General features: G+C 67.2%; 21 protein-coding genes. 6 read left to right on the plus strand and 15 right to left on the minus strand.

The window, feature by feature from the left end:
* Nucleotides 1-19: 19 nt before the first annotated feature.
* The 6 genes from NQK35_RS03985 to NQK35_RS04010 form a co-directional block, all read right to left on the minus strand.
* Nucleotides 20-658: a hypothetical protein gene (locus NQK35_RS03985; protein ID WP_426693591.1), complete on the minus strand. Its 639-nt coding sequence runs from the start codon at nucleotides 656-658 to the stop codon at nucleotides 20-22.
* 294 nt (nucleotides 659-952) lie between these two features.
* Nucleotides 953-1,903, minus strand: a complete 951-nt coding sequence (locus tag NQK35_RS03990) for a carbohydrate kinase family protein (RefSeq protein WP_048740344.1) — start codon at nucleotides 1,901-1,903, stop codon at nucleotides 953-955.
* Complete coding sequence (locus tag NQK35_RS03995; protein ID WP_257114610.1) at nucleotides 1,896-3,362, minus strand: sugar porter family MFS transporter; 1,467 nt, start codon at nucleotides 3,360-3,362, stop codon at nucleotides 1,896-1,898. The genes NQK35_RS03990 and NQK35_RS03995 overlap by 8 nt, the downstream gene beginning before the upstream one ends.
* A 220-nt stretch (nucleotides 3,363-3,582) precedes the next feature.
* Nucleotides 3,583-4,605: a GNAT family acetyltransferase gene (locus tag NQK35_RS04000; protein WP_048740349.1), complete on the minus strand. Its 1,023-nt coding sequence runs from the start codon at nucleotides 4,603-4,605 to the stop codon at nucleotides 3,583-3,585.
* A 17-nt stretch (nucleotides 4,606-4,622) separates the two neighbouring features.
* On the minus strand, nucleotides 4,623-5,561 hold the full coding sequence (locus NQK35_RS04005; protein ID WP_009211694.1) for a GNAT family N-acetyltransferase: 939 nt from the start codon (nucleotides 5,559-5,561) through the stop codon (nucleotides 4,623-4,625).
* A gap of 163 nt (nucleotides 5,562-5,724) precedes the next feature.
* Nucleotides 5,725-7,845, minus strand: a complete 2,121-nt coding sequence (locus NQK35_RS04010; RefSeq protein WP_257114611.1) for a DNA gyrase/topoisomerase IV subunit B — start codon at nucleotides 7,843-7,845, stop codon at nucleotides 5,725-5,727.
* 237 nt (nucleotides 7,846-8,082) lie between these two features.
* On the opposite strand from NQK35_RS04010, the gene NQK35_RS04015 reads away from it, so the two are divergent.
* The 3 genes from NQK35_RS04015 (at nucleotide 8,083) to NQK35_RS04025 (ending at nucleotide 10,325) form a co-directional block, all read left to right on the plus strand.
* On the plus strand, nucleotides 8,083-8,298 hold the full coding sequence (locus NQK35_RS04015) for a DUF7455 domain-containing protein (protein ID WP_257114612.1): 216 nt from the start codon (nucleotides 8,083-8,085) through the stop codon (nucleotides 8,296-8,298).
* Between the two features lie 241 nt (nucleotides 8,299-8,539).
* Nucleotides 8,540-9,640: an ABC transporter permease gene (locus NQK35_RS04020; RefSeq protein WP_048740356.1), complete on the plus strand. Its 1,101-nt coding sequence runs from the start codon at nucleotides 8,540-8,542 to the stop codon at nucleotides 9,638-9,640.
* Between the two features lies 1 nt (nucleotide 9,641).
* Nucleotides 9,642-10,325: an ABC transporter ATP-binding protein gene (locus NQK35_RS04025; protein ID WP_048740359.1), complete on the plus strand. Its 684-nt coding sequence runs from the start codon at nucleotides 9,642-9,644 to the stop codon at nucleotides 10,323-10,325.
* An 83-nt stretch (nucleotides 10,326-10,408) separates the two neighbouring features.
* Here NQK35_RS04025 and NQK35_RS04030 read toward each other — a convergent pair whose 3' ends face one another.
* From NQK35_RS04030 to NQK35_RS04065, 8 genes are all read right to left on the minus strand, one after another.
* The gene (locus NQK35_RS04030) at nucleotides 10,409-10,696 is read right to left on the minus strand and encodes a ribbon-helix-helix domain-containing protein (protein WP_048740362.1); all 288 of its coding nucleotides are present in this window, start codon (nucleotides 10,694-10,696) and stop codon (nucleotides 10,409-10,411) included.
* Nucleotides 10,693-10,980: a hypothetical protein gene (locus NQK35_RS04035; RefSeq protein ID WP_048740365.1), complete on the minus strand. Its 288-nt coding sequence runs from the start codon at nucleotides 10,978-10,980 to the stop codon at nucleotides 10,693-10,695. Before NQK35_RS04035 ends, NQK35_RS04030 begins: the two co-directional genes overlap by 4 nt.
* Before the next feature lie 136 nt (nucleotides 10,981-11,116).
* The gene (gene smc, locus NQK35_RS04040) at nucleotides 11,117-14,701 is read right to left on the minus strand and encodes a chromosome segregation protein SMC (protein ID WP_257114613.1); all 3,585 of its coding nucleotides are present in this window, start codon (nucleotides 14,699-14,701) and stop codon (nucleotides 11,117-11,119) included.
* Nucleotides 14,702-14,721: 20 nt separating this feature from the next.
* Nucleotides 14,722-15,192, minus strand: a complete 471-nt coding sequence (gene ndk / locus NQK35_RS04045) for a nucleoside-diphosphate kinase (protein WP_009211703.1) — start codon at nucleotides 15,190-15,192, stop codon at nucleotides 14,722-14,724.
* A complete protein-coding gene (dhaM, locus tag NQK35_RS04050; protein WP_257114614.1) occupies nucleotides 15,189-15,953 on the minus strand; it encodes a dihydroxyacetone kinase phosphoryl donor subunit DhaM in 765 nt (254 codons plus the stop codon). Before dhaM ends, ndk begins: the two co-directional genes overlap by 4 nt.
* Nucleotides 15,950-16,600: a dihydroxyacetone kinase subunit DhaL gene (gene dhaL / locus NQK35_RS04055; protein WP_257114615.1), complete on the minus strand. Its 651-nt coding sequence runs from the start codon at nucleotides 16,598-16,600 to the stop codon at nucleotides 15,950-15,952. Before dhaL ends, dhaM begins: the two co-directional genes overlap by 4 nt.
* Nucleotides 16,601-16,617: 17 nt before the next feature.
* The gene (gene dhaK / locus NQK35_RS04060; protein ID WP_257114616.1) at nucleotides 16,618-17,610 is read right to left on the minus strand and encodes a dihydroxyacetone kinase subunit DhaK; all 993 of its coding nucleotides are present in this window, start codon (nucleotides 17,608-17,610) and stop codon (nucleotides 16,618-16,620) included.
* Between the two features lie 119 nt (nucleotides 17,611-17,729).
* Entirely contained in the window at nucleotides 17,730-19,400 is a 1,671-nt protein-coding gene (locus tag NQK35_RS04065; RefSeq protein ID WP_257114617.1) for a bifunctional folylpolyglutamate synthase/dihydrofolate synthase, read from the minus strand.
* Nucleotides 19,401-19,539: 139 nt separating this feature from the next.
* Between NQK35_RS04065 and NQK35_RS04070 the strand changes: the two genes are divergently transcribed.
* From NQK35_RS04070 to NQK35_RS04080, 3 genes are read left to right on the plus strand one after another with little or no spacing between them, the layout of a single operon-like run.
* On the plus strand, nucleotides 19,540-20,016 hold the full coding sequence (locus NQK35_RS04070) for a 50S ribosomal protein L7/L12 (RefSeq protein WP_257114618.1): 477 nt from the start codon (nucleotides 19,540-19,542) through the stop codon (nucleotides 20,014-20,016).
* 40 nt (nucleotides 20,017-20,056) lie between these two features.
* Nucleotides 20,057-20,773, plus strand: coding sequence for a hypothetical protein (locus NQK35_RS04075; RefSeq protein ID WP_257114619.1), 717 nt, complete (start codon nucleotides 20,057-20,059; stop codon nucleotides 20,771-20,773).
* Nucleotides 20,760-21,305: a hypothetical protein gene (locus NQK35_RS04080; protein ID WP_009211710.1), complete on the plus strand. Its 546-nt coding sequence runs from the start codon at nucleotides 20,760-20,762 to the stop codon at nucleotides 21,303-21,305. Before NQK35_RS04075 ends, NQK35_RS04080 begins: the two co-directional genes overlap by 14 nt.
* 118 nt (nucleotides 21,306-21,423) lie before the next feature.
* Here NQK35_RS04080 and ileS read toward each other — a convergent pair whose 3' ends face one another.
* On the minus strand, nucleotides 21,424-24,702 hold the full coding sequence (ileS, locus tag NQK35_RS04085; protein ID WP_257114620.1) for an isoleucine--tRNA ligase: 3,279 nt from the start codon (nucleotides 24,700-24,702) through the stop codon (nucleotides 21,424-21,426).
* Between the last annotated feature and the right edge of the window lie 103 nt (nucleotides 24,703-24,805).

Raw genomic sequence — 24,805 nt, forward strand, 5'->3', positions numbered from 1 at the left:
CGATGTCGCGATCGGAGCCTTAGGTCTGCGACTGGGGGTTGACGTAGCCGGGCGGGATTCCGTCCTCGCAGTCGTCCACGCGGAAGGGCGTGTACTTGCGACGGGGCTTCTTCTTCTCGTCCTTGCCGGCGCCCGCTCCGGCTCCGCTGCCTCCCATGTAGCCTCCGGCTCCTTGAGCGGCTCCCCTGCCTGCGGCGACGGGGCCGCTGGAACCACCGGGCACCCCGGTCGTCCCACCTACTCCGGGGCCGCCCGCGGTCGGTGCCCTATAGGCGCCGTAGCCCGGGCCCGAGTAGGACCCCACTCGCAGTGCCCCCGCTCCGGACAGTCCCACCTGGCCCGATCCTGTCAGTCCCGCCGCTCCCATGCGCGCCGCGCGGCCCAGGCCGAGGGCCCCCGCCCCGAGCACGCCGGCCCCTCCCAGGCGGGCGGCGAGGGCCGACTCGCTGCCGGGGCCTCCGTTGATACCCCACAGCGGGTGGTGGCGATCGGTGGGCGGGGCGGGAGCTCCGCCCTGCGCCCGCTCCATTGCGGCGAGGATTCGGGCCAATTCCTCCTGGTTTCCCGCCTCGGCGGCGGTGAATGCCTCGGCGGCGGTGTCGACGTTGCCCTGGAACTTCACGAAGCGCTTCTTCTGCCTGCGCAGGACGTCGGCCACTGGCTACCTCCTGGAAGAACTCGCGCCGTGCAGTACGCGCGGCGCGTCGTGGGACGACAGCAAGCATATGGTCAGGATCGCGAAATGACAAGCTCGCACGTGGCTGCCCCGATATCTGCGACGGCCCCTGAGTTTCCAACGCCTGCGTGATAGCTTCGCAACGCCCGTGCGATCGTGTCCCTCGGCCAAGGCACCTCATGGAGCGGCTCCAGGCGCGGGCGCGTCGGCGCGTGGCCGACACGGCGGGGGCCCGGCCACGTGGCCGGGCCCCCGCCCGCGCGTGCAAATGCGCCGTTAGCCGCGCAGCTTCGGGTCCGCGGCCAGGACGGAGGCAACCTCCTCGCGCGTGGGCGAGTAGGCGCCCGCGTGCAGGATCGTGATGCCGGAGGTGACGATGCCGCGGTGGATCGCGGGCAGGATCTGGTCCCACGACGCCTCGCGCAGGCGCTGCTTCGCCTCGCCGGACCCCAGGAGGTCGGCATCCAGCAGACCGGAGATGAGGCCCGCCATCAGGGAATCCCCGGCGCCCACCGTGTCCACGAGCTCAACGTCAAGGGGGTCGACGACGAGCATGTCGCGCTCGGCTTCGGTCTTGATGTACACGCCCCACGGACCTCGGGTGCACACGATCAGTGCCGGACCCGACTGGGACCACTCGCGGATCACGTCCTCGACGGGACGGCCCGGGTAGAGCCACTCGAGGTCTTCGTCGGAGGCCTTGACGACATCCGCGAGGGCAACGATGGCCTCAACGTGGGGGCGCGCCTCGTCGGGCGTGCCCAGCAGCGCGGGTCGAATGTTCGGGTCGTAGGAGACCGTGCCGCGGATGGCCTGGCGCTTGACCGCGGCTAGGACCTTCTCGCCGCCGGGTTGCACGGCGACCGCATAGGAGCCCGTGTGCACGTGACCGACCGTGTCTGGGTCGTTGACAGCGGGCACATCCCACGACAGGTCGAACTCGTAGGTGGCGCGGCCACGCTCGTCCAGCGAGGCGTGCGCGACCGTGGTGAATTCGGCCGCGTCGCTGCCGGGGGTCAGGGTCACCCCGGCGTTCTGCGCGTGCTCGCGCACCTTCGCGCCGCGCGCGTCGTCCGCGAACCAGGTGGCTAGCTCACAGTCATGACCCAGGCGGGTCAAGCCGGCCGCAACGTTGAGCATCGAGCCGCCGACGACCTCGACGGGGGCGGTGTTTGGGCGAGTAATCTCATCGATGAGCGCTTCACCAATGTTCACGATCCTAGTCATTCGTCAACCCCAGCTTCTCTTCCATTTCTTCCAGAGGAATGCCCTTCGTTTCGGGCATAACCTTCAGGACCCAGAATAGCTGACCGATCATGGCCAGGAAGAAGATTCCGAAGGCGAAACCCCCGCCCAGCTTATCCGCGAGCACGGGGAACGCGTAGGTAATGACGAAGGCGAACACCCAGTGCGTGAGCGACCCCAGAGACTGGCCGCGGGCGCGCACGCGGTTGGGGAAGATCTCCGAGATGAACACCCAGATGACCGAGCCCTGACCGAAGGCGTGCGAGGCGATGAAGGCGAGCAGGCCGACAAGAATCAGCCAGACCGGAACGGCGCTGCCTTCTTCGAAGACACCCCCCTTGTAGGCGAACATGATTGCCGACAGGAAGCCAAGCGAGATGAGGTAGCCGATGGAGCCGACGATCATGAGCTGGCGCCGACCCAGCTTGTCGATGACGGTGAGGGCAGCCATCGTGGTGATCAGGTTCATGAGGCCGACGATGACGGAGGCAACGTAGGGGAATGCCGCGCCGAGCACCTCCTCGCCGCCGGCGAGCCTCATAACCTTGGGAGCGTAGTAGAGGATCGCGTTGATGCCGGAGAGCTGGTTGAACATCGCAATGCAGAAGGCCATGAGGATGACCTTGCGGTAGCGGCGCGTGAAGAAGGCAACCTTGCCGCCGGAAGCATCCTCGGCGATCTGCGCCTTTATCTCGGCGATCTGCTCGTCGAACTCTGCCCGAGAGGTGGTGAGGCGTTCAGAAATCTTCACGGCCCGCTCCTCGCGACCGTTGGCCAGGAGCCAGCGAGGCGTCTCGGGAACGGTCGCCAGGAAGATGAGGAAGAAGACGGCCGGGACGGCCATGACGCCGAGCATCCAACGCCAGGCGATGTCCTCGTGTGCGATCTCGCGGATGATCGCGTTGGAGGCGTAGGCAAGGAGGATACCGAAGACGATGTTGAACTGGACCAAGCCGACCAGGCGCCCGCGCACGCGAGCGGGGGCGATCTCGGCGGTGTAGATGGGCGCGACCACGGAGGACAGTCCGACGCCGATGCCGCCGAGGAAGCGGAACAGCATGAAGAACGTGATCGGGAAGGAGGAAGACGCCTCGAATTTTCCGTCCCCAAGCGGGGTCAGCGTCGGAAGTGGGGCCAGGGCGGTCGCCAGGGCACCGACGCCAAAGAGAATGCCGATCCAGAAGAGAACGGGCTTACGGCCGAATCGGTCGGCGAGCTTACCGGCGATGATCGCGCCGATGATCGTTCCGATGGTCGCAATGGCGACGATCATGCCCTCGCCCGTGGAGGATAGGGCATACAGCTTGGTGAGTTTCTCTTCTGCACCCGAGATGACGGCCGTGTCAAAGCCGAAGAGCAGACCGCCGAGGGAGGCGACGATGGCACTTCGAATGACCAATGGCGGAATGGATGTGGGTGGTGCTGACGGCTTCGTGGTCATAGTGTCTCCGCACTGTGTGGGTTTGGGACGCGCGTGGCGCCGAGGCCGACTGGGGCCTCTGGTGCGAGCCTAGAAAACTAATTGATCAGACAATTAGGACCTCTGCGGGATACTGCCCCACGTGGCGCCGTTTACCAACAACGCGCCGACCCACACCTAATAGCTGTAAGCTCTTACACAGGGGAGGCCCCCAAAAAGCATCCACTATGTGAAACGAGCGTCACACTTCGATCGCGTAGAGCCGCGTCTGCCCGACCGTGCGGAAACCCAGATAGTCGTACACGGCGAGCACGCCCGTATGGTTGGCCGAGCCCACCCCCGTCGCGGCGCGGTCCATGCCATCGCGGCGCTGGGCCCACATCGAGGCCAGGATCAGCGCGTCGGCGACGCGGCTGTCGCGCCACGCGGAGAGGACACCGAGCTGGTCAATGTAGCCCTCGCGCCACCCCAGGGCGACCCAATCCTGCTCGTAGCGTGAGGCCAGCAGGAAGCCGGCGACGCGCGGGCGATCACCGGTGCGATCCACGGCGACAAATGACCACTCGGGGGCAAACGCCGTACGTCCGTGCATCCACTGTTCCTGGGTGAGCGGGGGGCGCCCCCACTCGGACTCGTTGAGCCGGTTCGCGGCGCGCAGTGCGGGTTCCTCCCACTGCGGGCCCCAGGCCTCGATGCTCATGTAGGATCCCAGGTCGGGCACGGGCGGCAGATCGGCCAGCGACGCGCGCAGCTCGTAGTAGGTGCGCGCCCAGCGGAAGCCGTGAACCTTGAGCTGCGCCTCGAGATCGTCCTGGCCGGACTCCACGTGGCAGCTGATCTGGGCGGGGCCGTCCCCCTCCACCTCGGAGAGCATCTGGCGGGCCGTTCCCTCCTGCCAGTCCACGATCGCGCTTCCCAGGCCGATGCCTCGAAAGTCGGGGTCAACCCCGCCCACGCACACGCACTCGGCGCGGCCGGGAAAGCGCAGGACCACCTGGGCGAAGGCGACCATGCGTCCGGCCCCCAGGCCTCGTCTGACGATGCCCACGAGGCCTCTCCACTGCGAGGCCGAGGAGAGCATTTCCTCCACCTCCTCCGCGCTGGTGCGGTAGGGAGGGTTGTCGCGGGCCTCCATGCGGGCAAAGAGCGCGGCCAGGGCGCCGTGGTGTGCCCCCGTCAGGGGCTCCCACTCGATGCCGTGATGTTCACCCGGCAGGGGAACGAACTCGGGGGCATCGGCTCGCTGCGCGAGGGGAATGCTCATGCTCGCCTCCTTCCGGGCTATTGGTTGATCGTGTAGTAGACCTCGGCTGACTCGTCAACGAAACCGAGATGCTCGTAGATGCTGTGCGCGCCATCCGGGCCGGAGAGGTCGACGTCGAGGCCGATGCGTGAGACCCCCGAGGCCGATGCGGCGGCGACCGTGTTCCCCACGAGCGCGCTGGCGACCGACCGGCCCCGGTGTGCCTCGGCGACGCCGAGCAGGTAGATGTAGGCCTCGGGGCGGCCCGTTGCCACCCAGCGCTGGGCGGGGCGCCCCGTCATCGCGTAGCCGACGACGTCGCCGCCTGCGTCCACGGCGACGAAGGACCAGCGCGGGTCGAAGTGGTTCATGGCGTCGTCCCACCACAGGGAGCGCAGCGGGGAGCGGAACGCCTGCTGGAATGCTTCCATGTGGATGGCACGGATCTGGTCTTGGGCCACGCGGTTCCACGGAAGGATGCGGTAGCCGTGGCGAGCCTGCGGCGCGACCTCGCCTCCGGCCAGGTCGCGGTACATGACCTGGTAGATGCGTTTGGCGAAGAACCCGGCGGCGATGTAGAGGCGGCGCCGGTCGGTCATGTGCGCGTCGACGAGGTTGGAGATGGAGGCGGGGACCTCGGAGTCCGCTCCGAATGTTTCGACCAGCATCTGGCGGGCGCGCCCGTCCTGCCAGTACAGGAGGGCGCGGCCGACGCCACGGCCGCGCCAGTGGGGGTGGATGTAGGCGCTGACGATGGCGGTGGCCGCCTCGTGAATGCCGCGCAGGACGCGCACGGAGGCGACCGCGCAGATGCTCTGCTTGGCATCCAGGCCCACGATCGTGTCCACCCAGTCGCGCCCGTTTTCGCCTTCCATCATGTCGGCAATGTCGTCGACGCTGGTGCGGCGGATGGCGTCGTCGTCGCGTTCGATGAGCGAGATCAGCGCGTACACCGCGGGTGCGTCGCGGCCGATCATGGGCCGCCAGCGCAACCCGAGGTGGTTGCCCGGGTACGGGACGGACCCGGGCGGCGTGAGTCGCTGCGCAAGTCCTGTCATGCCGACATCCTACCGGCTGTTCGGGCCTTTAGTCACACCGGCGGCGCACACGCGTGTGCGCCCGGGATTTCTCGCCGGTTTTCTAGGCGTCGATGCGCATGCGGTCCAGGCCCGCAGATTCCTCGACAATGAACTCTCGGCGCGGGCCGACGGTGGATCCCATGAGGAGCTCGAAGACGTCCTCGGCCTGGCGCAGGGCCTCCTCGTCGGCCAGGGTGATGCGACGCAGGGAGCGGTGGGCACGGTCCATCGTCGTCTCGGCCAGCTGGTCGGCATCCATTTCTCCCAGGCCCTTGTAGCGCTGGATGGGTTCCTTCCAGGTGCGGCCCGAGCGGCGCAGGGAGGCGAGCTTGCGGTGCAGCTCGTCCTCGGAGTAGGTGTAGACGTACTCGCGTTTCTTGCGGCCCTTGCCCGCCACTTCGATGCGGTGCAGGGGCGGGACGGCAGCGTAGATACGCCCGGCCTCGATCATGGGGCGCATGTAGCGGAAGAAGAGGGTGAGCAGGAGGGTGCGGATGTGGGCGCCGTCCACGTCGGCGTCCGTCATGAGGATGACCTTGCCGTACCTGGCCTGGGACAGGTCGAAGGTGCGGCCCGACCCGGCGCCGATGACCTGGATGATGTTGGCGCATTCGGCGTTGGCCAGCATGTCGGCGGTGGATGCCTTCTGAACGTTGAGGATCTTGCCGCGGATCGGGAAGAGCGCCTGGTAGTGGGAGTTGCGCGCGGCCTTGGCCGTGCCCAGGGCGGAGTCTCCCTCGACGATGAAGAGCTCGGTTTCGGCGACGTCTTCGAGGCGACAGTCGGCGAGCTTGGCGGGCAGGGAGGAGGTTTCCAGGGCGTTCTTCTTGCGGGAGATCTCCTTGTGGATGCGCGCGGAGACGCGGGCCTTCATCTCGCCGACGACCTTCTCCATGAGCAGGGAGGTCTGCTGCTTGTCGTCGCGCTTGGAGGAGGCGAACTTTGCTTTCAGCCAGTCGGTGACGACGCGGTTGACGACGGTGCGGATCTGCGGCGTCCCCAGTGTCTCCTTGGTTTGGCCTTCGAACTGCGGTTCGGGGAAGCGCACGGTGACGACGGCCGTCATTCCGGCCTGCACGTCGTCCTTCTCGGGGCGCCCGTCCTTGGCTCCGACCTTGAGTTTGCGGGCATTCTTATCGATGGCGGCGCGCAGGGTTTTCAGGACGGCCTGCTCGAAGCCTGCGACGTGGGTGCCGCCCTTGGGGGTAGCGATGATGTTGACGAAGGAGCGCAGGTTCGTGTCGTATCCGATGCCCCACCGCAGGGCAACGTCGACGTCGCAGGTGCGCTCGACCTCGGTGGCGCGCAGGTGCCCGCTCTCGGGGTCAAGGACCTGAACGGTTTCGGAGTAGGTGCCGGACCCGGTGATGTGCCAGGTGTCGGTGACGGCGCCGTCGTTGGCGAGCCAGTTGGCAAAGTCGACGACTCCTCCGTCGAAGCGGAAGCTCTCGGTGATTTCCTCGTCGCCGCGCTCGTCGTAGCAGTTGATGGTCAGGCCGGGGACGAGGAACGCGGTCTGGCGGGCGCGCGCCAGAAGGTTTTCCCAGGAGAAGCCCTCGGTGGCGGGGAAGATCTGGAAGTCTGCCCAGTATCGCACGCGCGTGCCGGTCTGCGACTTCTTCACCTTACCCACCGTCTTGAGGGTCGAACCGTCCACGAAGGGCCTGAAGGGCGAGTTGGGGGTGCGCTGCTTGGAGTCGTCGAACTCGCCGGGTTCGCCGCGGCGGAAGCACATTTCGTGGGTCTTCCCGCCGCGGTCGACCTGGACGTCGAGGCGGGCGGAGAGGGCGTTGACGACCGAGGCGCCGACGCCGTGGAGACCTCCGGAGGCCGCGTAGGAGCCGCCGCCGAACTTGCCGCCCGCATGGAGCTTGGTGTAGACGACCTCGACGCCGGTCAGACCCTGGCCGGGGACGATGTCGACGGGAATGCCGCGCCCGTTGTCTGCGACGGAGGCGGAGTGGTCGGGGTGCAGGCGCACGTCGATGGTGTCGCAGTACCCCTCAAGGGCCTCGTCGACGGCGTTGTCGATGATCTCCCACAGGCAGTGCATGAGGCCCCGGTGGTCGGTGGAGCCGATGTACATGCCGGGGCGCTTGCGCACGGCCTCAAGCCCCTCGAGGACCGAGAGGTGTCGCGCGTTGTAGTCGGATGCGTCGGTAGGAGTCACGTGGTGCATCATAGGTGCCCGTGTCCTCGTTTGTGGCCCTCTGCGGGCGTGGCGCGGCTTCTGGGACGCTTTCCACGCTTGGCGAGGCATCGGTCGCTTTGCACTGATGGGCGCTGTTTCGGGGGCACGTGGACACTCGCGGCGGCGGCCCGATTCTCCCCCACCGCGAACGTTGGGCGGGCGGTGGCCAGATTGCGCCGCCGGTGAACAGGGGTGCGCGGGGGCACTGTCATGGTGTGTGATGGAAACATGAACGCATGGACTCTTGAACGCCCCGCATTGGACGGGCCTCAGCTGAACGCGGGGAATCGCTGCGACGTGTGCGGCGCGCGCGCGTGGGTTCGCGCGACCATGCCCTCGGGGGGCCAGCTGTTCTTCTGCGGCCACCACGCCAACGAGCACCTGCCCTCCCTGGTGGGCTCCGGCGCCCAGATCCTGGACGAGCGCCACTTCATGACCGACTGAACCGCGGCCCCGCCCCCGTGCGGGCGGGGCCGGCGACGAGGCGTGGGCGGGGACCAACGGGTCCCCGCCCGCACCTTTCCTCTCTGTGTCAGCATGCGTCCTGTCACAAAGACGCACTTCCTCGGCGATTTCATGAGACGACATCGCGCACCTGTCAAAACTACCGTGATACAGTTGCGTATCACTGTCGGGCACATACAGTGGTGGACCGACACCCTGCGCCCCCTAATGGAGCTCACACATGAAAATAGCGTGGAACGAAATTAAATACCAACCAAAGAAGTTCATTCTCATTGAGTTTCTGATCGCCACGCTCATGTTCATGGTCGTGTTCCTCTCCGGCCTTACCAACGGCCTCGCATCCTCCGTATCCGCGCAGATCCAGAACTACGGGTCCGCGACGTACATCTTGTCGACGGACTCCGAGGGCGTCATCCCCTATTCGTCCGTGACGGAAGAGGACATCGAGGAGCTGGAAGCTCGCGGCTTGTCGGACTACGCAGGCCTAGTCATCCAGCGAGCCGCCATCACCCGCAGCGATGACTCCAACACCCTGGACATCACCTACTTCGCGACAGACCATAACGAGGACGGCACTCTCGAGCCCGCGGTCATCGACTCCGACGTGAGCGCGTCCGAACTCAAGGAGAACGAGGTCATCCTGGATCGCGCGTTTGAGGACGAGGGGATCCGCGTGGGCGACCAGGTGATCGACAAGATGTCCGAGCAGGCGCTGACCGTCGTTGCTTTCGCGAAGAACGCCAACTATGGCTACAGCGACATCGGCTTCGTGTCCTCGCAGACCTATGCGGCGATGCGCACGAAGACCGACCCTAACTACCAGTGGCAGGCTCAGACGATCGTCACCGCGAAGGAGGTAATGGCCGACGATCTGTCCAGCGACCTGATGGCGGCCGATCGCGAGCAGGTTATCGACAAGATTCCCGGATACAAGGCTCAGAACCTGACCTTGAAGATGATCACCTGGGTGCTTCTCGTGGCCTCGTCGTCCATCCTCGGCGTGTTCTTCTACATCCTGACTCTTCAGAAGCTACGGCAATTCGGCGTGTTGAAGGCAATCGGCATGCGGATGCGGACCATCACCTACATCCAGATCTCTCAGCTGACGATCATTTCGTTGATCGGCATGACGATCGGGCTGGGCCTGGCGGCTCTCGCGGCCCCATTCTTGCCAAGTACCGTCCCGTCCATCATGACGCTCTCGGACACCGTGATAGTCGCGGTGAGTTTCGTCGTGACCTCGATCCTGTGCGGCGCGCTGTCGCTACTCAAGATCAAGAAGGTGGACCCCATCGACGTCATCGGCGGAAACGGAGAATAAAATGGCGATCATCGAACTGGACAACATCGGAAAGTCCTACGCCGACGGCGACGAGATCCACCACGTGCTCAGCGGGCTGAACCTACGCGTCGACAACGGCGAATTCGTGGCGATCCTGGGACCCTCCGGTTCCGGTAAGTCCACCCTGCTATCCATCGCGGGACTGCTTCTGTCGGCCGACGAGGGGAGCATCAGCATCGCCGGACAGGATCTGACCAAGCTGAGCCAGAGGCAGTGGACGCGTAAGCGTTTGGAACTCCTTGGCTTCATCTTCCAGGATCACCAGCTGCTGCCTTACATGAGGATCGGCGACCAACTTGAACTGGTTGCCAAGCTCAAGGGCGAGAAGGACAAGCATAAGCGCCACGCGGAGGTACTTTCCCTCATGACAAACCTGGGTATCGAGGAGTCGTATCGCAAGTACCCGCGCCAGATGTCGGGCGGGCAGAAGCAGCGCGCGGCCATCGCGCGCGCCTTCATAGGCAACCCGCAGCTAATTTTGGCCGATGAGCCGACGGCGAGCCTGGACCCGGATCGCGGCCAGGAGATCGCGCAGCTGATCAGCAAGGAAGTCAAGTCCACCCACAAGTGCGCCATCATGGTGACCCACGATCGCTCGATCCTCCCCTACGTGGACACGATCTACGAACTCAAGCACGGCACGCTGACAAGGCTCGCGGCCTGAGCGCGTCGGGTGCTCCACGCACATAGCAGCGGCGGTGACGGTGCGGATCTCCTGGGCTCTGCTTTCAGGAGATCCGCACTGCTTTATGCCTTCAGCGCCAGCAGGCCGTCAGAAATGAAACGACGCACAAGCTCACTGCGAGTTTGTCCGAGTTCCCCGGCAGCCTCGTCGAGCTCTCGAACTAAGGATTCCGGCAGGCGCGTGCCGACCGGCATCGTATCCTCACCGAAGAGCTGCGGACGACCCGGCAGGACCTTCCACGATCCGTCGCATTCGCCCGCTTCGAAGCGCTGAGCATCTGCTTCAAGATCAGCGTCGGTAACGGTGATCCCTCCCGCGAGACGGTAGGTCCCCTCTTGCTTCTTGCTCATTGCCCTCTCCTCTCAGGTCCAAATATTTCGGTCATCATTTTCTTTGAAGGTGGAGTCATCGCGTGATAGATGAGAATGCTGCCGTCTTCCTGGAGCGCGGCAAGGAGTTCGAGCAGTCTCCCGTTCCTGTCGTATCCCAGTGCTGCGTATGCGGGCCAGTACGGAGAGTCCACGCGTTCGGCGCATTCGACTGCATACACCCAGGCATGAATCGTATCTTCCTCCTCGATCTCAGGATGACGCGCGCTCACACGTGGATGCACAACAACCGGCACTTCCATCATCGCCTCACCTCCCCGCGATCATGCCGCCAATTTCGTTAACAAAATTCTAACACTGCCCTCACGGGGCCGCTGGTCAATGCAATCGAAGGTCGAACGAAGCCAGGGAGGCGACCGCCGACCCGAAAGGGCTTCTCCCCTAGTCCGCCAAGCGCTGGGACACCACCGTCGTGACGCCGTCGCGCATCGTGACGCCGTAGAGGGCGTCGGCGATCTCCATCGTGCGCTTCTGGTGCGTAATCACGATCAGCTGGGAGGTCTGCTGCAGCTCCTTGAAGATGGCGAGCAGGCGCGTCAGGTTCACGTCGTCCAGGGCTGCCTCAACCTCGTCCATCACGTAGAACGGGGAGGGGCGCGCCTTGAAGATCGCCACCAAAAAGGCAATGGCCGCCAGGGAGCGCTCCCCGCCCGACAGGAGCGAGAGACGCTTGACCTTCTTGCCGGCCGGCCGCGCCTCGATCTCGATGCCGGTGGAGAGCATGTCGTCCGGCTCGGTGAGCACCAGGTCGCCGTGACCGCCGGGGAAGAGCACACCGAACACGTGCTCGAATTGCTCGCGCGTTGAGGCAAAGGCCGACGCGAAGGACTCCTGCACCAGGCGGTCCACGTCCGCCACGATGCGCAGCAGGTCCGCCTTCGACTTCTTCAGGTCCTGGACCTGGTCCACCAGGAACTTGTGCCGCGCGGCCAGCGCCTCGTGCTCCTCAAGCGCCAGCGGGTTTACGCGTCCCAGCTTCTCCAGCTCCCGCTGCGCCTTGGCAAGCGCCCGCTCCTGTTCCGCGCGCACGTACGCGCTCGGCTCGGCCCCCACCGCCTCCTCCACCTTGTCGGGATCCAGGGGAAGCACCGGCACCATCACCTGCGGCCCAAACTCCTCCAGGAGCTGGTCCGGTTCCAGCGACAGCTCCTCCAGGGCGCGCCTCTGCACGTCCTCCACGCGCAATCGCGTCTGCTCCACGGCGAGCTGCCCCCGGTGGGCAGCACTGGCCGCCTCGGCCAGCTCCGCGCCCATCGCATCAATCGCCCGGCGTGCATCCGACACCTCCTGGGAGACCTCCACGCGCCGCTCGCTCAGACGGTCGCGCTCGGACGCCGCCCGCTCAAGCGCCCGCTCCGCCGCCTCCAAGGCCACGCGCGCCGCCGCCTCCACGTCCGAGGCCGTGGCCAGCTCCGCCTTGCGCGCCGCCTCGCGCGCCGCATAGCGGGAGCGTTCCTCCCGCTCGGCTGCCGCCGCCTGGCGCAGGGACCGGGCGCGCGAGGACGCACGCCTGGACTGTTCCTCGAGCGCACGCAAGGCAAGGCGCGCCTCGTTCTCCGCCTCCCGCGCCTCGCGCGCCGCGCGCGAGGCGCCCTGCGCGCCCGCCTGCGCGTCCTCCAGGGATTCGGGGGGACCCGCCGTGTCGGCGCCCTCGAGGCGTGCTCGCGCGGCCACCTCCCGTTCGCGCGCCCACTCGACCTGCTCGTCGGCCCGGCGCGCGGAGTCTCGAGCGCGCTCAGCCTCGGCGCGCGCCGCCTGCGCCGCCGACTGCGCGCGGGCCAGTACCTCGGCCTCCTTGGCCCGCTGCGCGTCCTCCTCGCGCAGGGCCTTCAGGGCGTCGTTCGCCTCCCTGATGCGCTGATCCAGGTCGGCGTTGGCCTCATCGAGGCGCGCGGACACCTCCGCCATACGCCGCCCGGCCTGCCCAGCCTGGCGATCGGCCTCCTCGTAGTCGGCGCGCACTGACAGCACGGACGAGGCCTGGCGGCCTCCCTCTATCGACCAGGGACGCAGCACATCCCCGTCTCTCGTGACGACCGCGCGCACGCCCGGCAGGGCGAGCACGCACTCCGCCTGCTCCCTATCGCAGGAGACGACCCCGTCGAGGAGGCACGCGAGCTGGGCGGCCGCGCCCTCGCACGAGGCCACCGAGGCAAGCCACACGGCGCCCTCCGGCAGGTCGGGAAGGCGGGAAGGGTCCGCTCCGCTCGGTGCGGGTGCATCGCCTCGCCGCTGCCCCTCCTGCGCAGCGACGACGAGCCTGAGGGAACGCCCCGCGGCGCGCGCCTGCTCCAGCTCGCCCATCCCCCGGTCCAGGGAGTCGACGACGGCGGCGTCTGCGAAGGGAGCGAGGGCGGCGGCAACCGCGTCCTCGTATCCGGCCCTCACCCGCAGGAGGGGCGCGACCTGGCCGAGCACTCCGGCGCGTCCGAGGAGCTCGGCGGTGCCGTCCTCGGGGGTGAGCAGCTGGGCGAGCGCATCCCTGCGTGCCTCCCAGCGGGCGCGCTCCGCCCGGGCCTCGCGTTCGACGCCCAGCAGCTCGTCCACGCGGGCGCGCGCTGCGTCTCGCGCCGCCACCGCGCGGGCGTGAGCGTCGGCGGCTCCCCCACCTTCCTCGCCGGGAGCCGCAGGACCGGTCGCAGACGCGGGATTGTCCGCGGGAGCGGGAGCGGGAAGATCCGAGGCCGCCTTCTCCGCCCGCTCGTCGGCGGCCCGGCAGGCGCCCCACGCTCGCTCAGCCTCGGCGAGCGCCGCCTCCAGGCGCGACGACGCGGTCGAGGCATCCCCCGTGAGCCGCGCAACCTTCTCGCGGTGGTCGGCGATCACCCGGTTGACTCGCGCCAGTTCACGCGACGCGCTCTCGTCCGCGTCCTCGGCCTCCGCGCGGGCGCGGGTGGCCTCGGCGAGCGCGCTGCGGGCGGCTTCGACCTGACCGGCCAGCTCGGCGTCCTCGCGCCCCGCCCGTCGGGCCCGCTCCTCCAACGCCTCGGGTTCCTCGCCGCTCGGCGCGGGCTCCGCGGTTGCTTTCATGGCCACCTTCTGGGAGGCGGCCATGAGCGTGCCGCGCAGGCGTTCCGTCAGCGTCGTGAGCTCCTGCCAGTGGGTGGACGCGCGCTCCAGGGCCGGCGAGGCCGCCCTCTCGGCATCCTCCAGGCACGCCAGCTCCGCGCGGGAAGCCGCGATTCGTTCCTCAAGGGACGCCCGCAGCGCCGTCGTCTCTTCGTCCGAGGCCTGGAGCGCCGCCAGCTTCGCACGCGCCGACGCCAGGTCATCCGCCAGCAGCCGGGCCTTCGCGTCGCGCACGCGTGCCTGAATGAGGGAGGCCCTCTTCGCCAGGCGAGCGGCGCGGGCCAGGGGGCCGAGCTGGCGGTGGATCTCGTTGGTCAGGTCCAGGACGCGCACGAGGTTTGCGTCCATGTCCGCCAGTTTCTTCAGCGCACGCTCCTTGCGGCGCCTGTGCTTGAGGACCCCGGCGGCCTCCTCGATGAAGCCGCGCCGCTCCTCGGGAGTCGAGGACAGGATCGCGTCGAGCTGCCCCTGGCCGACGATGACGTGCATCTGGCGGCCCATGCCCGTGTCGGAGAGCAGCTCCTGGACGTCCAGGAGGCGCACGGGCGTGCCGTTGATGGAATACTCCGACCCGCCGCCGCGGAACAGGGTGCGGCTGATCGTGACCTCCGAGTACTCAATGTCGAGCAGCCCGCCGGTGTTGTCGATCGTCAGGTCCACCTGGGCGCGCCCCAGCGCCGCGCGCCCGGATGTCCCCGCAAAGATGACGTCCGCCATCTGGCCGCCGCGCAGCGCGCGGGCGCCCTGCTCGCCCATCACCCAGGCGAGCGCATCAACGACATTCGACTTACCCGACCCGTTGGGGCCCACGACGCACGTGATGCCCGGCTGGAGCGCGAGCGTGGTCGCGCTGGCGAAGGACTTGAACCCCCGCAGCGTCAGGTTCTTGAGGTACACCCTTGCAGGTTACCGGCGGCCTAGTAAATCTCCGGGAACCACAGGGAGATTTCGCGCTTTGCGTTCTCCACCGAGTCCGAACCGTGGATCAGGTTCTCCATGTGGGGGCTGTTCCAGGCGCGGCCCAGGTCTCCGCGGATCGTGCCCGCGGGCGCCGTCGTCGGGTCGGTCGATCCCATGAGGACGCGCATGCCCTCGACGACACGCTGTCCCTCCACGATGATGGCGACAACCGGGCCGGAGCTCATGAACTCCAGGAGACCGGCGAAGAAAGGCTTGTCCTTGTGGTCGGCGTAGTGCTCGGCCAGCAGGTCACGCGAGGCGACCATCAGCTTCAGCCCCTTGATCGTGTACCCCTTGGCCTCGATACGCCGCAGGATCTCACCGGTGAGGCCGCGCTCGTAACCGTCGGGCTTGACGACGATGAGGGTGTGCTCCAGGGTCGGGTCAAGCAGGTGCTGCGGCTCCAGCAGAACACTCTTGGCGGTCACGTTGTCTCCTTCAGTTCACACGTGTGGTTGTCGGTCCTCTCAAGCATATCTGTCAAGGCCGCCACGGCCCGTGTGGCATCGGCCCCAGTGGCCTCGATGAGGACGCGTTGGCCTTGGGTGACGCCGAGCGCCATGAGTTCCAGCACCGATCCCCCGTCGGCCCCGTTGACGGTGACGTCGGCGTCGAAGGAGGCGGCCAGGCGCACGAAGGCCGCAGCCGGTCGTGCGTGCAATCCCACCGGATCGGCCACGACGGCCTCGCCGCGCGCCCGCGGCTCCGACAACACCGACGCGGCCGGGGTTCCCTCCCCCGCGCGCGGCGCACCGGCGGCCCCGGGCGCGCCCGGGGCGTCGATATCCTCCATGCGCGGGGCGAGCGAGGCGGCAACGGCCGCCACCTGGTCGAGGTCATCGCCGAGCTGGGCGCGCACGGCCGAGGCAACCGCCCCCTCGACGAGGGCCGTGTCGATGAAGCGGATATGCTCGGCTTCGTCGCTCATGTCGATGACGGATTCGACGGTCATCGTGGCCGATCCGAGGTCGGTCAGGACGATGACGCCGCCGCCCTCCCCCGTGGCCTCCTCCAGGGCCGCCTCGACGGCTGCCTCGACCCGGTCGTAGGAGGTGCCGATGCGGCCGTCCTCCGTTCCCCCGGCAGCCTCGAAGTGCACGTCGGGGGCCATCTGGGCGGCCAGCTCGGCGACGCCGGTGGCGAGGGCTGCGGAGTGAGAGACGATGACGAAGGCAACGCGGGCGCTCATGCGCCCTCCTGCCCTGCGGCCCCGCGGGCGGCTGCCCGCAGGATGAGGGAGGTGGAGACGGCACCGGGGTCGAGGTGCCCGATGGAGCGCTCGCCCAGGTAGGAGGCCCGCCCCTTCGTGGCGCGCAGGGGCTCGGTGGCCCGCGCTCCGGCCTCGGCGGCAGTCGCCGCCGCCTCGAGGACAGCAGAGGCGTCGCCCCCCGCGGCTACGGCCGCCCGGGCCGCCTCGCACGCGGGGCTCCACGCGTCCACCATCGTCTTCTCTCCCGTCGTGGCCTTGCCTCGCGCCTGGATGCCCTCGAGGGCGCCCGCGATGATGGCGGCAACGCCCGCACCGTCCAGCTCCCCACCGCCGGCCGCGGCCTTGGAGGCGCGCAAGAAGGCGGTACCGTACAAGGGCCCGGCGGCGCCCCCCACCGTCGACATGAGGGTCTTTGCGACCGTCTTGAGCACGCCTGAGATGTCCGCGTCCTCCGCGCTCTCCAGGGCCGCGAGCGCTGCGGTGAAGCCGCGATCCATGTTCTCCCCGTGGTCCCCGTCCCCGATGGCACGGTCCAGGTCGATGAGGTAGTCCCTGTGGGAGGCCACGTCCGCGGCCGCCAGTGTGATCCACCGCCGCGCCCACGCGGCGTCAACGCGCGTCGTCATTGCTGCCCGTCCCTCGCTCATTTCCAGGCGACCGTGTTGACGGGCGCGTCGAAGAGCTCGAGCAGCTCCTCGTCGGCGCGCATGAGGGTGACGGACACGCCGGGCATCTCGAGGCTGGTCACGTAGTTGCCGACCATCTGGCGTGCGATGTCGATGCCATCCGTGGCCAGGAGGGCCGCCAGGGCGCGGAAGCAGATGTAGAGCTCGGACGCGGGGGTTCCGCCCATTCCGTTGACCAGGGCCACGACGCGCTCGCCGCTCGTCAGGGCGAGGTCGTCGCGCACGCGCTCGTAGAGTTCGGCGATAAGGGTGTCGGCACTCTCCATGGTTCCGCGGCGGTAGCCGGGTTCGCCGTGGATGCCGATGCCCAGCTCGATCTCGTCCTCGCCCAGCTCGAAGGAGGGCTTGCCCGCGTGGGGCACGGTGCACGGCCCCAGGGCCAGGCCCATGGAGCGGGTCTGTTCGTTGACCTTGGTCGCGATGCGCACCACCTCCTCCAGGGTGTCTCCTCGTTCGGCTGCCGCTCCGGCGATCTTCTCCACGAAGATCGTTCCGGCCACGCCGCGTCGGCCCGCCGTGTAGAGGGAGTCTTCGACGGCCACGTCGTCGTTGACGACGACGGTGGCGACCGTGATGTCCTCCATGTCGGCCAGCTCGGCCGCCGTCTCGAAGTTGAGGACGTCGCCGGTGTAGTTCTTGACGATGTGTAGGACGCCGGCCCCGTGGTCTGCTGCCTTCGTGGCCTCCAGGATCGGGTCGGGGGTGGGCGAGGTGAACACGGCTCCCGGGACCGCCGCGTCGAGCATGCCGAGGCCGACAAAGCCAGCGTGTAGGGGTTCATGACCGGATCCTCCGCCCGAGACGAGGCCGACTGTGCCCTCAGCCTTGGGGGCGCGGCGGGTGACGAAATCGGGGTCGAGGTGCACGTCGACGAGGTCGTGGTGGGCCAGGGCGAACCCTTCGAGGGTTTCGCGCACGACGGCGTGAACATCGTTGACGAGCTTCTTCATGATGCCTCCTTGCACATTGCTCATCTGTACTTGTCTGCGTGATCAATCGTGCCACCTTTGAGCACGAAATCCCAACCGTGGCGGCCGCCACGATGCGGGCGCCACGGTTGGGGGACCCCCTAGCGCGGGGATTGTCCGGCCAGAGCCAGCATCTGCCCTGCCAGCACGACCGAGCCAAACACGAGCACGCCGCTGCGATCCGCGGGCTGCGCCCCGGCCTCGGCGATCTGCGCTGCACGATCGACCGCGTCGGCGAGCGAGTCGCGCACATCTACCCGGTCGGGACCGAAGACCTCGGAGGCGATCTCGGCCAGGCGCACGACATCGGCCGCACGCTCGCCGCTCATCTGCGTGACGACCAGATGATCGAGGAAGGGCTCGACCTCGGACAGGACCCCCTCGACGTCCTTGTCCCCCATCGCCGAGTAGACGCCGACGATCCGGCCGAGGGCGAAGGAGGATTCGATGGCCTCGCGCAGCGTCGCAGCACCCGCGGGGTTGTGGGCGGCGTCCACGATGATCGTGGGCGAGTGGCGCACGACCTGCATGCGTCCGGGGCTGGAGGCGTTCATGAGGCCCTGCTCGACGATGCGGCCATCCAAGCCCCGTCCCCCCATAAAGGACTCGACGGCGACCAGGGCGGCCGCTGCGTTGTGCGCCTGGTACTGGCCGAAGAGGGGCACGAAGACATCCTCGTAGAGGGCGGAGGGGGTGCGAATGGTGACCATCTGGCCGCCGACGCCCATCTGGCGCTCCACGACCTCGAAGTCCCTGCCCTCCACGCGCGCGATGGCGTCCACGGACCGGGCCCGCTCGAGGAGAATGTCGAGGACTTCCTCCTCCTGAGCCATGATGACGACGACCTGGCCGGGTTTGATGATGCCGGCCTTCTCCCGCGCGATGTCGCGAATCGTGGATCCGAGCCACCTGGTGTGGTCCAGGGCGATGGGGGTGATGACGGCGACGCCGGCGTCGATGACGTTGGTGGAGTCCCATCGCCCGCCCATTCCGACCTCGACGACGGCAGCATCGACCGGGTAGTCGGCGAAGGCCGCGTAGGCCATGATCGTGAAGACCTCGAAGAAGGACAGTCGGGGGCCGCCCTGTCGCTGGCTGCGCTCGTCCACCATGTCGACGTAGGGCGCGATGTCCTCCCAGGCACGCACGAAGCCCTCGCGCGTGATCGGGCGACCCTCCAGGCAGATGCGCTCGCGCACGTCCAGGAGGTGCGGGCTCGTGAACCGGCCGGTCTTCATGCCGAAAGCGGTCAGCAGCGAGTCGATCATGCGCGAGGTGGAGGTCTTGCCATTCGTGCCCGTGATGTGGATCGACGGGTAGGAGTTTTGCGGGTCGCCCAGGATATCCAGGGCGAGCCTCACGCGCTTCAGCGTGGGATCGATGTCGTGTTCGGGTGCGCGTTCCACGATCGAGCGGTAGATCTCCTCCACGCGCGCGTCCAGGGCGACGTCGTCCTGAGCCTTCGCGAGCGCAGCATCGTGGGAGGCACGCTCATCGCGTGCCTCGGCGGCGTCGTCGGCGAAGTCCTCGTCCACCTCACCCTCGATCTCTGCGAGGACGGAGGGGTCGGGACCCAGCAGCAGCGAGTGCTCGACGAGGGCGCGCAGCGCGGCCTCGCGTTCGCTTTCCTCAGCCTGAGGGTCGATGCCCTCCCCCGCCTCCGTTTCGTCGGCCTCGTCGGCCGCCTCCAGGTAGGGGATGAGGTCGGCCGGGATGCCGCCGCGCTGGTCCTCGTTGGTGGTGTCTTCCCCGAAGAACGATTCGCCTGCCATGTTTCCTCCGTTCTCTCAGTGTCCCCAGTAGTGTATCTGCAGTGACGAGGAGCGCGGCCTGTACTGCCCGTCACGGCATTCACGTAGCCACTAGACTGTGTCGCGAGGGGTAGGCTTCCCTCGCAAGAAGGAGACACTCATGGGCAAGTGGTTTGGTCAGGCCGCCGAGATTGAGGCGCTGCGCGCCGAGAATCATCAGTTGAGGGGCCAGGTGGAGAGCCTGGAGGCACGCCTGCGCGCAGCGTACGGCGAGGCCGGGATCACCGCGCTCTCGCAGGAAGCGCCCGCTCCTTCCGGGGGCGGCGAGGCTGGCCCCACCGTCCCTCCCGTTGGGGTGGGTGTAGCGGAGCTGACCGAGGCCGAGCGTGCGCTGGTGGCCTCGGGCCGCAAGATCGCAGCCATCAAGGCCTACAAGGATCGCACCGGGGCTGACCTGTTGCACGCCAAGGAGCTCATTGACGAGGCCGCGGCGATCAAGCGAGTGAGCCCGAACCTGACCGAGGAGGAACTCGCGCTGGTGGCCTCGGGCCGCACGGTCGAAGCCGTCAAGGCCTACAAGGATCGCACCGGCGTGAGCCTCAAGCAGGCAAAGGCGGCCATTGACGCGGCGCGTTGACCATACTCCCCCAACCGCCCTCGATGAAAAGTGAGGTCCAATGCCGCAAGAGCTACCTGCCTCCAACGACCGGGAACACATCGCGACCCAGAGCGCTTACTTTCTCACCCGAGCACCCGGCACCGGGGATATGTTGCCCAACTCAGAGGAAGGCCTGGGGGAACGCTACCGGTGCGGTGGCGATGTGACCATGTCCAGCGCGTGGCAGATGTCCCGTGGCACAGATCCCGAGATTCGCTCAACCAACGCATGGCTAGAGTCGCGCTATGCGGTACCCGGGTGGGGATACCCGGCGTGGCGAGAGGATCGAGACCACGCAGAGATCCCCAACAGCGACCGGTACTTCCTTGACAAGTCCGAGTTCATCAGGGCCTTCGATATCGACGGGCTAGACCACATCGGCCATGTCGGTTTACGCACCCTGACCCCGATCATTAACGGAACAGTTTTCCCGTCGGAGTTTCGCTCGGGACCGCCCGCCAACTTCAACGAGCTATACCGCCAGTTCCGCTTGACTCATGCGCCTCTCCCCGAGGACGTCGTTATCGAGATAAGCCTGCGCGATGAGGACATGGGATCCTTCGGGCAGACGCCGCAAGTGCGCGTCCTCGAGAGGGCGATGGCGGATAACTGGGTACCCATGACCATCGACGAACTGATTACGCAACGCATTATCGAAGGGGTCTCAGAGCATGTTGGAGAAGTTAGAGACGTTGATTGGGAATCTCTGTACGGGTACTTTCTTGGCCCAAGCTGACTTTCAGGACGGCCACGGATACTCATTTTCGAGCTACAACACCGACTTTTTCGCAGTGTGGGAAACGTCGGGCAGCTACCGCTTCAGTTGGTCCGAACGCCACCCCAGCGCACGCTTTACGATGGAGACGCGTAGCGACGTCATGGCCTCGTACATGCTGATCACCGAACTCGGTGCCCGACGACGGGCCAGTCTGTGGTTTCCGCCCATCGTCATCCCCGGCGAAGCGCCATCGGATCAACGCTGGAAGGTCTCAAAAACCCGCTGGCCGCGAGTCACGCGTTACACGAGCACCACCGATCCCACGATGAGTGTCGAAGCGACAAACAGCCTCGAACTGCGCAGGCTTCTCTTTTCCACACAATTCCCCGACGAGGACTACCTGGAATCCTACATGTACCCGGATGCCTATCCCCTCTTGCACCCGTATCTTTCCTCGATCACACCCTATCTGCAGCATCTGCATGACGCCGGCGTCGTCCTGCCGGAACAACCCGGCTACTACGGCTTCTCAGACACGCTGACGCTCTAGCGTCTCCTCACACGCGGGCAAACGACCAGCCACCGCCATAAGAGGGACCTCTCGCGGGTCAGACGCGTCAGTGGGCGGGCTCGGGAGTAGTTTCCCTCGAGCCCGCCCACCGGTTCACTCAGCGTTTGGCCACGCTCACGACGAGCTGGTCGCCGGCCCCGACCGCAACGGATAGCGCGAGGGTCTCCGCGGCGATCATGTCACGCCAGGCCTGAACGTCGGCCACGTGATCGGCGGGAACCGTCAGCGTCAGGTCGATGCGGTCCGCGATGTGCAGGCCAGCGCTCTTGCGCTCGTCCTGGACGGCGCGCACGACGTCGCGGGCGTAGCCCTCGGCCTCGAGCTCGGGGATCAGCTCCGTATCGAGCACGACGAAGGTGCCCGAGGGAAGCACATCCGCGACCTGGCCCTCGGCGGCGTCCACCGAGGTGGACACGGAGAACATGTCGCCCGTCAGCTCCAGCGGAGCGCCATCAAGCTGCACGCCCGGGAAGCGGCATGCGCCGTCCTCGGTGATCTCCCACTCGCCCGACTTCTGGGCCTTGAACAGCTGGCTCGTCAGCTTACGGAACGAGGGAGCGAAGGCGCGCGGGTTCAGGCTCAGCTCCGTGCGCACCCCGAGCCCCGAGTTCTCCGGGGAGCTAAACACCACGGACTTCACGTTCACCTCGGAGGCAATCAGGTCCGCGAAGGACTCCAGAGCCGCGTCGTTCTCGGAGACGACCTGCAGGGAGGCCAGCGGCTGGCGCACGCGCAGCTGGTGCGTCTTGCGCAGCGCGTGGGCGGCCGACACGATCGACCGAACCTCGTCCATCGCGGCGACGAGTTCTGGGGCATCCACGGCCTCGTCCAGGACCGGGAAGTCCGTCAGGTGCACGGACTCCCCTCCCGTCAGGCCCCGCCAGATCTCCTCGCTCAGCAGCGGCAGCAGAGGCGCCGCCAGCTCCATGAGGGTCACGAGAGCCGTGTACAGCGTATCGAACGCGGCGCCGTCCTCGTCCCAGAAGCGCTGGCGCTGGGTGCGCACGTACCAGTTCGTCAGCACATCCAGGTAGTCGCGGATCAACTCGCACGCGCCGGCCACGTCGTAGCCGTCCAGCGCGCCGCGCACATCCTCGGCAAGGGTACGGGTGTGGGCCAGCAGGTAGCGGTCCATCTGCGCCAGCGCGGCCACGGCCTCGGGCGAGGACAGGTCGATGCGCTGAGCCTCGTACCCCTCGCCCCCGTTGCACGCGCCCGCGTACAGCGTGAAGAAGTAGTAGGTGTTCCAGATCGGCAGGAGCACCTGGCGGACGGTGTCGCGGATCGACTCCTCCTTCACCATCAGGTTGCCGCCGCGCACGACGGGGCTCGACATGAGGAACCAGCGCATCGCGTCGGAGCCGTACTTGTTGAACACCTCGGACACATCCGGGTAGTTGCGCAGCGACTTGCTCATCTTCAGGCCGTCGTCGCCCAGGACAATGCCGTGGGAGACGCACGAGCGGAACGCGGGACGATCGAAGAGCGCAGTCGCCAGGACGTGCAGCGTGTAGAACCATCCGCGCGTCTGGCCGATGTACTCGACGATGAAGTCGCCCGGGTAGTGGTTCTCGAACCACTCCTGGTTTTCGAAGGGGTAGTGCACCTGCGCGAAGGGCATCGAGCCGGACTCGAACCAACAGTCGAACACGTCGGTGATGCGGCGCATCGTCGACTTACCCGTCGGGTCGTCCGGGTTCGGGCGTGTCAGGGAGTCGATGAAGGGACGGTGGAAGTCGGTGACCGTCACGCCGAAGTCGGCCTCCAACTCGGCAATCGAGCCATACACATCGGTGCGCGGGTAGGCGGGGTCGTCCGAAACCCACACGGGGATCGGTGCGCCCCAGAAGCGGTTACGCGAGATCGACCAGTCTCGGGCACCCTCCAGCCACTTGCCGAAAATGCCGTCCTTGGTGTGCGCGGGGGTCCAGGTGATCTCCTGGTTGAGCTCGACCATGCGGTCGCGGATCTGCGTGACCCGCACAAACCACGAGGACACTGCCTTGTACATAAGGGGCTTGCGACACCGCCAGCAGTGCGGGTAGGAGTGCACGTAGGACTTCTCCCGCACCAGGACGGCGCGGATCGCTGGGTCGCGGCGCGCGATCGGTCCGGCCTGCTCGCGCAGGTCGGCCACCACGTAGCGGTTCGCGTCGAAGATCTGCATGCCCTCGTAATCGGGAACCTCGGAGGTGAAGACGCCGCCCTCGTCGACGGGCAGGACCACGCCGATGCCGTACTCCATGCACGTCCACATGTCGTCCTCACCGAAGGCGGGCGCCTGGTGGACCAGGCCGGTGCCGTCCGTGGTCGTCACGTAGTCGGCGGCGATGATCGACCAGCCGTTGGGGCCGGGGGCGCCCCCCTCGGCGCGGCGCTCGGGGGTGTCGAAGTAGTCGTAGATCGGGTGGTAGTGGATGCCCACCAGCTCCGAACCCTTGTAGGTGGCCACGACAGCGGGTTCCTCGCCCAGCTCCTTGGCGTAGGAGGAGATCAGGTCGGTGGCGATGAGGACGCGCTCGCCCGCGAGGACACCCTCGTGGTCGGCAGCCACCTCGACGAGGGAGTACTCGATCTGTGGGCCCACGGCGACGGCCGAGTTCGAGGGCAGGGTCCAGGGCGTGGTCGTCCAGATGAGGGCCAGCTCGGGGCGCGCCGAGTCCTCGCGCAGCTTGGTTTGAAGACGCAGGCCGACGGTCACCGTGTTGTCGGTGCGATCCTGGTAGACCTCGTCGTCCATCTTGAGTTCGTGGTTGCTCAGCGGCGTGCGGTCGTTCCAGCAGTAGGGCAGGACGCGGTGGCCCTGGTAGGCCAGTCCCTTGTCGTAGAGCTGCTTGAATGCCCAGATCACGGACTCCGTGTAGGACATGTCGAGGGTCTTGTAGTCGTGCTCGAAGTCCACCCAGCGGGCCTGACGGGTGACGTAGTCTTCCCATTCCTTCGTGTAGCGCAGGACGGAGGAGCGGCAGGCCGCGTTGAAGGCCTCGATGCCGATGCCGCCCTCGCGGGTGATCTCGGTGACGTCCTCGATGCCGAGCTGGCGTTGGGCCTCGAGTTCGGCGGGCAGGCCGTGCGTGTCCCAGCCGAAGCGGCGCTCGACGCGGTGGCCCTTCATGGTCTGGTAGCGGCCCACCACGTCCTTGATGTAGCCGGTCAGGAGGTGACCGTAGTGGGGCAGGCCGTTGGCGAAAGGCGGACCATCGTAGAACACGAATTCGTTGCTGCCGTTCACTCCGGCCTCACGCATCTGAATGGACTTGCGGAAGGTGTCGTTGCTGGCCCAGAAGGCCAGCGTGCCGACCTCCATTGCGGGGAAGGAGGGGCTGGGGTCCACCTCTTCGTCCCGGTGGCGGGGGTAGAAGCCGTGCTTCGTCATGAGTGTCCTCGTCTCGCGCCTATACAGGGACGAGGACCGGCGTCGCCGGCACCCGCGGTACCACCCCGCTTGCCGCTCCCGAAGGCGCGGCCGCTTCGTTGGG

This window comes from Schaalia odontolytica (genome assembly GCF_024584435.1).
Classification (GTDB): Bacteria; Actinomycetota; Actinomycetes; order Actinomycetales; family Actinomycetaceae; genus Pauljensenia.